This is a genomic window from Pseudoalteromonas sp. NSLLW218 (assembly GCF_015864775.1).
GTDB lineage: Bacteria > Pseudomonadota > Gammaproteobacteria > Enterobacterales > Alteromonadaceae > Pseudoalteromonas.
This window is the reverse complement of sequence record NZ_JADYWO010000008.1, coordinates 150,168-162,918: the sequence shown is the minus strand read 5'-3', so window position 1 is coordinate 162,918 and position 12,751 is coordinate 150,168. Positions and strand designations below refer to the sequence as shown.

The 12,751-nt window shown below is 38.0% G+C and carries 15 protein-coding genes; 9 read left to right on the top strand and 6 right to left on the bottom strand.

What is annotated here, in order from left to right:
• Positions 1-9: 9 nt before the first annotated feature.
• From serS to I6E80_RS13865, 6 genes are all read left to right on the top strand, one after another.
• Positions 10-1,314 (top strand): serine--tRNA ligase, encoded by a 1,305-nt coding sequence (gene serS, locus I6E80_RS13890; protein ID WP_096793228.1) that lies wholly within the window; start codon positions 10-12, stop codon positions 1,312-1,314.
• 361 nt (positions 1,315-1,675) lie between these two features.
• The gene (locus I6E80_RS13885) at positions 1,676-2,173 is read left to right on the top strand and encodes a GNAT family N-acetyltransferase (protein WP_104644269.1); all 498 of its coding nucleotides are present in this window, start codon (positions 1,676-1,678) and stop codon (positions 2,171-2,173) included.
• Between the two features lie 110 nt (positions 2,174-2,283).
• Positions 2,284-2,634: a hypothetical protein gene (locus tag I6E80_RS13880; RefSeq protein WP_165726919.1), complete on the top strand. Its 351-nt coding sequence runs from the start codon at positions 2,284-2,286 to the stop codon at positions 2,632-2,634.
• A gap of 117 nt (positions 2,635-2,751) precedes the next feature.
• Positions 2,752-3,465, top strand: coding sequence for a hypothetical protein (locus tag I6E80_RS13875; RefSeq protein WP_197185780.1), 714 nt, complete (start codon positions 2,752-2,754; stop codon positions 3,463-3,465).
• 313 nt (positions 3,466-3,778) lie between these two features.
• Entirely contained in the window at positions 3,779-4,204 is a 426-nt protein-coding gene (locus I6E80_RS13870) for a hypothetical protein (protein WP_197185779.1), read from the top strand.
• Between the two features lie 102 nt (positions 4,205-4,306).
• A complete protein-coding gene (locus I6E80_RS13865; protein ID WP_197185778.1) occupies positions 4,307-4,738 on the top strand; it encodes a hypothetical protein in 432 nt (143 codons plus the stop codon).
• A gap of 157 nt (positions 4,739-4,895) precedes the next feature.
• Here I6E80_RS13865 and I6E80_RS13860 read toward each other — a convergent pair whose 3' ends face one another.
• Together I6E80_RS13860 and I6E80_RS13855 are read right to left on the bottom strand one after the other, a co-directional pair.
• Complete coding sequence (locus tag I6E80_RS13860; protein WP_197185777.1) at positions 4,896-5,480, bottom strand: hypothetical protein; 585 nt, start codon at positions 5,478-5,480, stop codon at positions 4,896-4,898.
• Between the two features lie 457 nt (positions 5,481-5,937).
• On the bottom strand, positions 5,938-6,075 hold the full coding sequence (locus I6E80_RS13855; RefSeq protein ID WP_197185776.1) for a hypothetical protein: 138 nt from the start codon (positions 6,073-6,075) through the stop codon (positions 5,938-5,940).
• A 109-nt stretch (positions 6,076-6,184) separates the two neighbouring features.
• On the opposite strand from I6E80_RS13855, the gene I6E80_RS13850 reads away from it, so the two are divergent.
• Positions 6,185-6,604 (top strand): hypothetical protein, encoded by a 420-nt coding sequence (locus I6E80_RS13850; RefSeq protein ID WP_170070802.1) that lies wholly within the window; start codon positions 6,185-6,187, stop codon positions 6,602-6,604.
• Positions 6,605-6,721: 117 nt separating this feature from the next.
• Positions 6,722-7,153: a hypothetical protein gene (locus I6E80_RS13845; protein WP_197185775.1), complete on the top strand. Its 432-nt coding sequence runs from the start codon at positions 6,722-6,724 to the stop codon at positions 7,151-7,153.
• A gap of 196 nt (positions 7,154-7,349) precedes the next feature.
• Here the strand turns inward: I6E80_RS13845 and I6E80_RS13840 are convergent, their stop codons facing one another.
• Positions 7,350-8,540 (bottom strand): PQQ-dependent sugar dehydrogenase, encoded by a 1,191-nt coding sequence (locus I6E80_RS13840; protein ID WP_197185774.1) that lies wholly within the window; start codon positions 8,538-8,540, stop codon positions 7,350-7,352.
• Between I6E80_RS13840 and I6E80_RS13835 the strand changes: the two genes are divergently transcribed.
• Complete coding sequence (locus I6E80_RS13835; protein ID WP_170070805.1) at positions 8,525-8,977, top strand: hypothetical protein; 453 nt, start codon at positions 8,525-8,527, stop codon at positions 8,975-8,977. The genes I6E80_RS13840 and I6E80_RS13835 overlap by 16 nt on opposite strands.
• A gap of 102 nt (positions 8,978-9,079) precedes the next feature.
• Here I6E80_RS13835 and I6E80_RS13830 read toward each other — a convergent pair whose 3' ends face one another.
• From I6E80_RS13830 to I6E80_RS13820, 3 genes are all read right to left on the bottom strand, one after another.
• Positions 9,080-10,279, bottom strand: coding sequence for an Nramp family divalent metal transporter (locus I6E80_RS13830; RefSeq protein WP_197185773.1), 1,200 nt, complete (start codon positions 10,277-10,279; stop codon positions 9,080-9,082).
• A 402-nt stretch (positions 10,280-10,681) separates the two neighbouring features.
• Positions 10,682-11,944 (bottom strand): valine--pyruvate transaminase, encoded by a 1,263-nt coding sequence (locus I6E80_RS13825; RefSeq protein WP_197185772.1) that lies wholly within the window; start codon positions 11,942-11,944, stop codon positions 10,682-10,684.
• Positions 11,945-12,080: 136 nt separating this feature from the next.
• On the bottom strand, positions 12,081-12,740 hold the full coding sequence (locus I6E80_RS13820) for a glutathione S-transferase (RefSeq protein WP_197185771.1): 660 nt from the start codon (positions 12,738-12,740) through the stop codon (positions 12,081-12,083).
• Positions 12,741-12,751: the final 11 nt, after the last annotated feature.

The window sequence follows — 12,751 nt, the reverse complement described above, 5'->3', positions numbered from 1 at the left end:
AAAACTAACATGTTAGATTCTAAATTTTTACGTCAAGACATCGAACAAACTGCAGCACGTTTAGCGGCTCGCGGTTACGAACTCGATGTAGCGACGGTAACGGCACTTGAAGAAAAACGCAAAACATTACAAGTAAAAACGCAAGAACTTCAAAGTCAACGTAATGCAAGCGCAAAAGCAATTGGTCAAGCCAAAGCAAAAGGCGAAGACGCACAGCCACTACTTGATGCAGTAGCTAACTTAGGCAGTGAGCTAGACGCCGCTAAAACTGAGCAAGATGAAGTATTAGCCGCAATTAACGACATTGCTTTAGCAATTCCAAACTTGCCAGACGAGTCAGTACCTGCCGGTAAAGACGAAGACGACAACGTTGAAATTTTAACGTGGGGCACACCTAAAAAGTTTGATTTTGAAGTTAAAGATCACGTTGATGTAGGCCAAGACTTAAATGGCTTAGATTTTGAAATGGGCGTTAAAATTAGTGGCGCACGCTTTACAGTAATGCGCGGTCAAGTAGCGCGTATGCACCGTGCTTTAACGCAATTTATGCTAGATACGCACGCAGACAAAAACGGCTATACAGAAATGTATGTACCGTACTTAGTTAATAGCGCAAGCCTTTATGGCACAAGCCAATTACCTAAATTTGCGGGCGATTTATTCCACACATTAGGCCTTGTGAACGACGATGGCGAACAACAAGCCGGCTTTAGCTTAATTCCTACAGCTGAAGTACCGCTTACAAACAGCGCCCGTGACGAAATTTACGACGAAAGCGATTTACCAATTCGTTTAGTTGCCCACACTCCGTGTTTTAGAAGTGAAGCAGGCAGCTATGGTCGCGATACACGTGGCCTAATTCGTCAGCACCAGTTTGATAAAGTTGAACTAGTACAACTTGTAAAACCAGAAGACTCAATGGCAACGCTTGAAGAGTTAACAGGGCACGCAGAGCAAATACTACAAGCACTTGACCTACCATACCGAAAAGTAATTTTATGTATGGGCGACATGGGTTTTGGCTCAGCTAAAACTTACGATTTAGAAGTATGGTTACCTGCGCAGGATACATACCGCGAAATTTCATCATGTTCAAACATGGCTGACTTTCAGGCGCGTAGAATGCAAGCACGTTTTCGCCGTGAAGGTGTTAAAAAGCCAGAGTTACTACATACACTAAATGGTTCAGGCTTAGCCGTTGGCCGTACACTAGTAGCCATACTAGAAAACTACCAACAAGCCGATGGTACTGTAGTAGTACCTGAAGTATTACGCCCATACATGGGTGGACTTGAAGTGATTGGTAAACAATAAAAATCAAGTTTAAGTTAAGCAAGCTTTAAGCCTGTAAATCTTAAGACGAAAGCCGCTGTTTGTAATGAACAGCGGCTTTTTTGTTTTAGGTTAAAGGCAAAAGCTTAGAGACAAATTTAAGTTATCTTATTAATAATATCGCTTACACCTATTTTTATAGCTCATTACTTTTTTTCCGATATTACTGATCTCTACCATTTTGGGGGATTTCTACATCAAGGAAACTTAAATATCGGCTAACTAGTTGTTTACAAGTCTCTATTAGCTGGTTAAATTAGAATCTTTGTAATATTTGGACATTTGTCGGTTTATAAAGCTACAAATGTTGGATACAAAGTTGTTAGTTGCCTAGGAGAATTTCGTGTTAATCCGTACATTTGAGCAAGCTGATTATCCTTTCGTGCAAACCATATACCAGCAAGGTATCGATACAGGGAATGCTACGTTTCAATTAACAGCGAAAAGTTGGGTTGAGTGGAATACTTCAATGCATAGCCATTCCCGCCTTGTCGCCGTCGAAAATGACAATATCATTGGTTGGGCTGCACTTTCGCCAATATCAAACAGAGAAGTATATTCCGGAGTCGCAGAAGTCAGTGTATATGTTGCAGCTAGTGCTCAAGGTAAGGGTGTAGGTCAAGAATTACTCTCAAGTCTAATTTTAGAGTCTGAAAGTAATAATATTTGGATGTTACAAGCTGCTATTTTCCCTGAAAATAAAGGGAGCCTAAAACTCCACAAAAATAATGGTTTTCGTCAACTTGGTATTCGTGAAAATCTTGGTCAAATGAATAATATTTGGCGTGACGTAATTCTTATTGAAAGGCGTAGCAAAGTTGTAGGCGTAATCGGCAACTAACAAGCTGTTAAACAAGGACAAAATACAGTTGGCTGTGTTTCGTACCTCAACAATTTTAGCCAACAATATTTTGCCTGTTAACAGGGCGTTAAATTGCAAAAGGAGTTCGGGTGATATTTTCCCCAAAAGGATTTAATAAGGTCGCAGTGAAATATGCTCACCTGAAAAAATCATTTATTATCTCAACTGTTTTATTTATCGTTCTCTTCTTTATATTTAGCAATATGAGTCGCCAAAATCCATATCTATCTTTTGTAGCTATGTGCACTGCAATATTGGGTGCAGAGACATTCTTTATCGCTGGCTTTCTACAATACTTCGGAAAGCTCGACTCAAGTACCTCACTAAATCCGTTTTGGTATTTTATAACTTTGGCTAAAGAGTGGCTCGAGGTTGTAATATTTGTTGTTTTACTTTTAATGCCTCTTGTAATGGCTACTATGTTAGCTTACGGTGTGTAAATGCAACTTAACAAGCTAATAAGTAAGGACAAAAAACAGTTGGCTGTTTTCGTTCCTCAACATTTTAGCCAACTATTTTTTGCTCATTATTAGGGCGTTAACTAGCTAGGAGTGTTCATGGCATCATGGTCAAATAAAGAGTTATTGAGTTTATGTAAATCGAAAATTTCTTGTGATGAAAAGCTGGTTAATATTGAGCAATGCATTTTTGCAATTCCAGAAAGACTGAAATTAATTGATATAGCAGTTACTCAAGTTAATTCTAGTGTTAGAAGTGTTATCGAAAGCATGGATCTAGATGAATATGTTCTAATTGATCAAGTACTCGGCGTTGCGGAAGAAAATGTAAATATTGAAATATCACATGCTAGATTTAGAGGTCTTATTAATTTAGATTTTATAATTCAAAGCTTACACTGTTGTTGTGAAATGCTTGCTCATTTAATTAATTTAATTCTAATAGGCGATAAGAAAAATCACTACCTTTATACTATCTCTGAAAAGTTATCTAAAAGTGGTGACTTTCCGGAGTTGGCAAAAATGATAAATAAATTAATAGAAAGCGAAGGTTTTAAATATATTGCTGCATATACAAATGAAAGTAAGCACCGGCAATTAATTCAAGTTAAGCATACTGCTGATATCGATGATTATCTAGTAATTACTAGATTTACGCGTAAAGGGGATGCATATTCTCAAAAATGGAATACTGATATCACTAATCACATTGTAAAAGACATAAGACCTAAAATAGTGCAGGTTGGTAATGAGATTAATAAATGTGTAAGCCAGTTAAAAAACACTTCAAACGGAACAAAAACAGTTGGTTAGGTTCCGCTTCTCTTCACATTTTAACCAACAATTTTTTGCCGCTTAAGGTGGCGTTGAGGCTGTAGAATTACTATTTTTAGGAACGTATCCAACTATTCTTGGTTGGTTGCTTTTTAACCTTGAATCCATCCAAACACCCGTAATCCCTTCCAAAACGTCAATTAAAACAATATCAAACACTTCAATATTCTGCGTAAAAATACAGTAATCAATTGAACCAAAATAGGAACTCAGCTATGGTTTGTTTATCAATAAAAACAAATTTAAAAACGAGTTAATCTACAGGCTCGTTATACGCACAAAGGACATGTAGTTGAATAACGAAGCTGTTAAACCAAAATACTTAAATTACACTGAGATATTGGGTTTTAAAATTCCTTTAGTGTGGTGTTCGTTAGCTATGTTAATTGGCCTAATATTTCATGAAGTTGTAGAAGCTATTTTAGTACCGCCGCTAACGTTATTGATGGTTTATATTTGTCATAAAATAACCAGTTTTTTCCTGAGCTTTCAGGAACACAGTGGGATTTTGAGTGAGAAAGTTTATGGTGTGATAATTAAATTCATTTGGTTTAGTGCTGTACTTGGATTTTTCATATCTCTTTTTAGTGCCGCTTTTGAATCTGTAAACAACGAAGTAAATTTTGAATTTTTAAATGGTGTTTTCAGTATTGTCTATTTTGGTTTTGCTCTGGCAGCGGCTAATAAGTGGGGTAAAACCTATGTTCCCAAACATTAGCGTAATATGTGCGTATAACAAAAACATCAACTGGGAAACTACTCGCTGTAAAGCGCTCGTATTTTCCAGTTATATTAAGCGTTATAAGCCACAGGAAATTTTGTGAAATTTTTTATGTTGGGTGCAATGATTATGGCTGCAAATATCGTTTGTGCAGCCACTTATACATTTGAATCTTGGCCCGAAAACGGCAAACATTGTGAATTCTCATTTGATTCTGCACCAACGATAAATTGGGACGGTACGTCTGAGCTACCAATTTCATTTATAAATGTTCAGTCTATTTTCAATGATTGGATAAAGGTTAATCTTAAACCAACTCAAGAAGCTCACCCTACGAGTTTTGATTTAGCTACAGTTGCCGCTGATGGGTTAGATACTAGTTATTGGGTATTTAAAGTGCGCTTTGTAGTGTTTAAAAATGGACAACCTTCCGCAATGTTTAATCGCAGAGTCGCAATTGATATGGCAGGTAAAGTAATTGAGGCGCAATGCGGCAATGAATTAGGTGGTGCACTTCCAATTAGAATCTAGGTCGCTAGATTAGTTTACAATTGGAGTGGCTGTCTAATTTAATGTCTTTAATGTCACTTTAAGTCTCCGTGTCGAGGGTGAGGTGAAGCTTTAAGTTAAAATTGGGGCTCAACAAAAGCCCCGATTTTACTAATAATAAATATTACTTACTTATTTATTACTCTGAGAGTGTCTTAGTATCATCCGCGAAGAGACCCTTCCACTTACTTGGTATATAACTATCAATAACTTTTACTTCTGCGTTTAAGCTAGCTAATGAATCTTTTATTTTAACCATCGTAGTAGGGATATTCTGACTCGTATCTCCTGCAATAGAGCGAACTAAACTTTGGCTAAGTGCATTAACAGATATGCCACCAGTTTGTTGTTCAAAGGTCGTGTATACATCAACTTGAAACCCTTTTTGATATTGTACAACACATATGAAAAATGTCGTTCTTTCACTCCAACCACTTGCAGATTTATCTGACTTCATTGTAAGTAGAGGGTCTTTACACTGTGGGATTTTCATAGTTGCCCCGCCAGAGGCTTGTGATAAAGCAGAGAATCCACTTACTAGCCCACCTAATTGTGTATTTTCAAATGGGCTGACTAGCTCAAATCTTGAAGCCGTTTCTGGCAGTGATGAAGGTGGGATTCCTCGGTTGACTGAAAGACTACTCATACTACTTTGAGCAGTTTCAACAATAGTATCTAACAAATTATCTCTGATAGTAGCATCGCCTTTAACATCTATTACCATGTAGGCTTGTTCTGTTGTTCTTGTAGGGGTAGTGGAAGCACAGCCAGCTAAAACTAAAAAACTAAAAGCTAATATTATCTTATTTTTCACTAAATTTTCCTTTTAAATTTATCTTGTTCTTAAGTGGGTAACTTAAGAAAGACGATATTTTACAATCACCTAAGTGTAAATCAATATAATATTTAAATATTTGGTTTGTTTGCTTTAAAAGTGGTCAGATGAGTTGTTATTTGAACAAGTTTTACTACCCTAAAGCTGTTCTAAAAATGTAAATACGTTTAATTCTTACTTTAAGTATGATGAAAAAAGCTAAAAGCTATAGAGGTCTAAAATTAAATTTATAGATTAATTTAGCTTGCGGGTTAAGCCGTCTTGGAAATAGAAGCTAATGTAGTAAGAGTAGAGGTAAGGTCTTTCTTTTTGCCTTTAGGTTTTATTATTGGTTATTTCATGCAAATTAATTCGGTATCACCAACATAAGCTTTGCATCTTCCTCAGTTGTAACAAACACATCTCTTAATCGCATTGCGGCCTCAGGGAATACGTGAGACTGCATAAATTCACCAATGCGGACTTTGATATCACGCGTAAACATTCAACAATCGATTGTACCCAGATAAAAACCCGGCTATGGTTTGTTTATCAAGATAAATAAACCAGCTAATTTATAGGCTCGTTATGTCTCACGGGGGTTTTATCGCTCTATGAATGTTTTTCTAATAATTGCAGGTACATTAAGTGCTGTTGTAGCAACTTTGCATTTAGGTTGTATCTATTTTGGAGGTTCTTGGTATCGGTTCTTCGGTGCAGGAGAGCAAATGGCATTACTTTCTGAGCAAGGAAGTATTCAACCAACTCTTATTACTAGTGTAATTGTTCTGATTCTATCAACTTGGTCATTGTATGCATTTTCAGCCGCAGGTGTTATTTTTAAACTTCCATTCATCCGCCTAGCTCTTGTATTAATAACTTTTATTTATTTAGCCCGAGGTGTTACTGGATTTTTTTTAATAAATAACCCTATGGGGCGTTCGCCTGAGTTTTGGGTTTGGAGTTCTATTATTTGTTTATTTTTTGGTATTGTTCACTTTGTTGGTTTAAAACAACAATGGGCAAGTTTGTGAGTAAAGTGTAATCTAATGAAGAATCAAACAAGGGCTATTACACTTGGCTTTTAGTAAAGCATTATATTTATAGTAAACTACTTCTCGCCAATAATTGACGGAACAAGGAATATTAAAATGGATAAAATGTCAGTTCACATAACCTCTAAACCTTTAGAAACTTACCCGCAAAAACAAACTTTAAAGGTGGTAGCTGATGAAGTAACCGAAAAAGCTACTATGCACAAAGCAGCGGTTCAAAGTGACCAAGTGGATATATCTGAAGAAGGAAAAGAAAAAAGTCTGGAAGATCAAAATCGTGAAGCGTTACGTAAATTATCAGGCAATGAAGATGCAAGTCAGGCATCACAATCAGAAGAAGATCCTATTGATGAACAGATTGCTGAAATACAAGAAAAGATAGAAAAACTATTACAGGAAACTGCATTATTACGCAGTAAAGATGATGAAGAGTCGCAGGCTAAAGTGAGGTTACTAGAAGCAGAAATTACCGGGCTTAACACTCAACTTATTGAATTATTGAGACAGCAATTAGAATCGGGTAAATAACAAGCACAGTAAGTATATGCAAAGGGAATTGGAGACAAGAACGTTATTAATAACATAATAAAGACGCTCACCTTAATCTTAAAACTAAAGGGGTTAACCCCTGATCTTACTGATAAAATTACTTAATTAACCAAAGTGGCTTATTTAACGCCGCTACTTACTTTAAAAGCGCAGCGGCTTTTATCCCCTTTATGAATTAGTTTGCTGTCATCAACATTAGCTTTGCCTCTTTACCGTCTGTTAATACCGCGACGTTACCTTTATCAGTTATAAACACATCTCTTAACCTGCCTGCGGCCTCTGGAAACACGTGAGACTGTGTAAATTCACCACTGGCAAGATTAACGCTGTAGAGCTTTTTATCGACGAGTGTTGTGATTAGTACATGTTGTTGTAATGAAGGAAAAGCTGCATGTTTAGAGCCGTAATACGCCATGCCTGATGGCGCTATTGATGGCGTCCAATTAACACTTGGTTTTTGCATGCCTTTATATTCGGTAAATGGTGAAATACGCGCTTGCGAGTAATCTTTACCGTAGGTGATTACCGGCCATCCGTAATTAGTGCCAGCGGTTAAGTAGTTTAGCTCGTCACCGCCTGCAGGGCCGTGTTCGTTGCTAACAATTTGCTGCGTATCGTAATCATAAACTAAGCCTTGAGGGTTACGGTGACCAAGTGAGTAAACAGCATGTGCATTTTGGTTTTCGTGATTAATAAATGGGTTGTCTGTTGGGGTGGTGCCATCTAGGTTTATACGTAATATTTTACCAAGTTGGCTTGTTATAACCTGTGCTTGCTCTCTAAAGTCAAAGCCATCACCCGTTGAAATTAATAATGTGCTATCGGGTAATACGAGGGTGCGACCAGCGTAATGTTGTGGTGTATTTTTATCAGTTGCTACTTTATAAATAACGTCAGGCTTTGAAAAGCTATTGCCATTAAACGTGGCTTTGGCAACAACAAGCCTGTTTGCGCTTGCATCACCTTGGGCATAAGTAAAAATAACTTCTTTGGAGTCGTTATAATCTGGTGATAATACAATGTCGAGTAAACCACCTTGGCCTGCAACGTATAAACCTGTTAGGTTTAATTTTACTCTTGATTGCGCATTGTTTTTAACTATAACTACGTGACCATCACGCTCTGTAATTAACCATGTGCCGTTTGGTAGTTCAATCATGCTCCACGGAGACTGTAATTGCGTAGCCAGTGTTTGTGTACTGTATTGCTCCTTTGGTAATGCGGCTTGTGCATTAACAGAAAACGAAAAAAGCGAAAGCAAAGTAAAAAAAGAGATACATTGTTTACGGAGCAAGCCTTTGCTAGCATAACTAGTATAAGAGAAAAGCTTTATTTTAAGTTGAGATAACCATGTCGTTTTTAACACGTATATTGCCTTCATTTTTAGTTTCTTGGTTACTTACATTCACACTTGCTAGCTTGTTTCATAGCCAATACGTTGTCAATGAATTAGTTAATGTAGGTGTAGTGGTGGGCTTTAGTGATCGGGCTAGTTTAACGCTTGATGATTGGCTAGGCCTATTACCTACCTACGGGGCTATTATTGCTGTGGCACTTGCCATCGCTTTTTTTACTACAACAAAGCTTAATAAAAAGGTTCAAAAATACAGTACTCAGCTATTTGTTATTGCTGGCATTGTGGCATTTTCTATTGTGTTAATTGCCATTGAATCAATTATGAATATTCATATTATAGCGGGCGCAAGGGGCTGGGGTTTTTATGCTCAATTGCTCGCAGGCGCGGTAGGTGGTTTTGCGTTTTCGCAATTATTTAAGGCAGCTAAAACCCAAAAAGCGTGTTGATGTGTGAATATAAGTACGGTTGATACGTTATTTGATGATTAACAAATAAAGGCCGCTGTTTATTGTAAACAGCGGCCTTTAAATATGGTTTTTAGAGTTTAATTAAAAAATTAAACTAATTAGTTTGTAGCTACTTAGCCCAAAAATTAGGATTAAAACGGGTAGGGTGACTAGGTTTAAAACCAAAGAGTTAGTGTAGTTTCCCATAACCCCTTTTTGATTAACCAGCCATACAAGGTAGGTGCTAACAATAGGGAGTAATAACCCGTTAGCCGCTTGTGCGAATATAATCACCGCTACTGGGTCTAAACCTAATGAGGCCACCGCAGCACCAAACAATAAAATAATAATAGCAACGCCTTTAAAGCGTAAGTTACCCATATCGTTTGACCAACCTAACATGCCACATACGGCGTAAGCACCGGCAAGTGGCGCTGTAATCGCGCTTGTTAAACCTGCTGCAAACAAGCCAATAGCAAAAAAGTAATGAGCGGCATCGCCAAGTAATGGCTCTAGTTGCACGGCCATGTTAGCCGCACTAATTTGCCCCGCATCCGTACCATAAAATGCAACTGAAGCAGTAGATAAAATAGCTAACGTGATGACACCGCCTAAGGTGATTGATAGGCCTGTATCAACATTTGTTTCTTTAATCATTTTTTGCATATCGCTGCTACTGTCGTGTCTGGCAGCGAGCACGCCGGAGTGTAAAAATAAGTTGTACGGCACAATGGTCGTACCGACTAATGCCAATATAGTTGTAATAGAACCTTCAGGCATACTAGGGATAAAACCAGCAAATACATCAGCGAGCGAAGGGGCAGCCATTACAAGTGTTGAGATAAACACTAAACTCATTAAAATAACGAGTAAAATTAGCGCGTTTTCAACCACTTTATGTTTGCCGCTATACAGTAAAGCAGCACTTAAAAAAGCAATAAGTGGTGTCCATAGTTGGGAGTTAATTTGAGGGAATATTTCAATTAACCCCATGCTAGCGCCACTTAAGTTACCCGCTTCATAAGCTGCACTGCCTACGCCAATGGCGCTAATAACTAAAAATATCGCCAAGGATTTAAATAAAGGCGTTTGAATATTAGCTCTAAGAGCTTGTGCTAAATCTTGCCCGGTAGTAACGCCAAGGCGCGCCGCCATGGATTGTAATAATATAGTGGCAATTACTGAAAACAGTAACGTCCATATAAGTGCAAAACCAAAGTTTGCACCTGCCACGCTGGCGGTAGTAATGGTCCCTGGTCCAATGAAGGCAGCGGTGACGAGTAGTCCTGGTCCTAATCGCATAATTGACCTTAATAGTGCTATTGCATGTTGCTATTTAAAGTTACATCTAACGTTTAAAACTGATATTTATACGCGATGCCTGTTGTGTTATTGCTGCCACTTAGATTAAGTGCCCTGCAGCGATGTCGCCTCTTGGCTGGTTCTTTTTTACCAGCATATGCTAAAAAAGGTCGCGTAGGATACCAATTTATATATAAATTTAAAGGGGATACAATGCGTTTGCATAAATTTTAAACGAATAAGTGGTGCGAGTAGAGGTTACACGCGAAGTCTCAAAATTTAGTTAATGTTTACCGCATAAAAAAGCACAATATTTTATGCAGTAAATTACAAGAGAATGTATAAGCGACGCAAGTTAAATGACGAATGCCGATATTGCTATTAATAACAATATCAATGCATTTACTTTATTAGTGCTTTGATTGCTTCTAAGCCTTTTTTTAGTGTACTTGCATCGGTAGCATAGTTAATACGAATACACTCGTGTTTGTGTGCCCAGCTGTCGTCAATGCCGATAAAAAAGTTGTGACCAGGGATCACATACACGTCTTGCTCTTTAAGCTTTTGATATAACACCTCGCTTGTCATTTTTGCGTCTTTAAACCACAGCCACATAAAAAATGCACCTTCAACTTTGTGCAAATAAACAGGCAGCTCGGCAAATACTTCATCAAACAAGTCAATCGCTATGTGTGCCTTATTACGATAAAAAGGCAGGACAACATTACGGCACAGTGGGAGTAGTTCGTTGTCGTTAATTAAGCGTGTCACTAAGCTTGGGCCAATACTGTTTGGCGATAAAACCATGCTGCCATTTACGCGGCCAATTGCTTTAATAATCTCATTATTGGCAACCACAATACCGCTTCGTAAACCCGGTAGGCCCAGTTTTGAAAGCGACATACATAATATAATATTTGAGTTCCACGTTAGGTTTGCGTCAGTGTAAATACAACCTGGGAACGGGTCGCCGTACGCGTTATCAATAATGAGTGGAATGCCATATTGCTTAGCAAGTAAATCAAGGTGTTTTACTTCATCGTCAGTAATTACATTACCCGTTGGATTGGTAGGGCGTGATACGCACAGTGCGCTTATGCTGCTGTCATTTGCTAGTACTTTTTCAACTGCTTTAAAATCAATGACGTATTTAAACTGTTTTGATGCACTACCTGTATTTAAAATTTCGATATCAGGCTTTATGGCAACAAACATATCAGCCGATAAACCTTGATCGGCATAACCTATGTACTCTGGCGCAAGGGGGAATAAAATCTTTTTATGGCTGCCATCCGGCATTTCGCCTGCCAACATATTAAACAGCACAAAAAAGTTAGCTTGGCTGCCATTACCAAGTGCTATGTTATCGGCGCTAATATCCCATGCATACTCTTTACTTAGCTGGCCTGCTAATGCCGCTCTAAACTCGTCGTTACCGGTTGGGCCGTCGTAAAGGCCAAATACCTGCGATACCTTGTTACTGGCAACGAGTTTTTGTAATTCACTTAAAAAAACCTCATTTACTTGTGGTACTAGTGCGGGATTACCGCCACCCAGCATAACAATATTAGGATTGTTGCTGTTTTTAGCACCACCTAAGTCTTCCATTAATTGAGTAATGCCGTTGGGTTGTGTAAATTTAGTACCAAAGTTTGAGTAGTTCATAATGCATAGCGTTTGTTAATAATGGGGAGGGCAGTATAACGTAAATATAGGGCTTAAATCCGATGATGAGAATAATTCAATACTTAGCTTTGTAGTTGGCTATGACAATGTAATTTCTTATAAAACAAAGGCTAAGTTAAGGCTTTTTAACGCCGTATAAAAACTCTTCGCCACAGTCCATATACAAATCAAATTTGGTCATAACTTTGGTAAACATGGGGGCGTGTAAAAATTCGTTTAACCATGCGCGCACATGCGTGTATTCACTTTGCAAGTACCAGTGTTTATCTACACGGGCAAACTGTCTAATAAATGGTAGCAGGGCATAATCGGCTAGGCTTTTTTCATTGCCCATTAAGTATTTATGCGTGGTTAGTTTTGCTTCAAATTGCTTAATAAACTCTTCGCAGGCTTTTTGGTAATAAATTTGTGCCATGTCTTTTGTGCGAGCGTAAAATTTGTACTTTTCGAGCACTGGTTTAAATTGTGTGTCGTTTAACTTAATTAATTCAAGCATGCGCTCAAGTGCTAATGGGTTTTGAGTATGCAGTAAATTATGCGGGTCATTTTGCTCTAATGCCCAGAGCATAATGTCTAGGCTTTCATCTATTACTTGATTATCCGGCAGTAATAAAACAGGCACCGTGCCTTTTGGTGATATTTTCAAAAGATGCGGTGGTTTGTTTTTAGTTTTTATAGCGCGTAGGAGCACGTGTTGCTCTGCCATTAAAATACCCATTCGTGCACGCATTGCGTATGGGCAGTGTTGTAATGAATATAATAATGGCAATGTCATGTTTACTTACC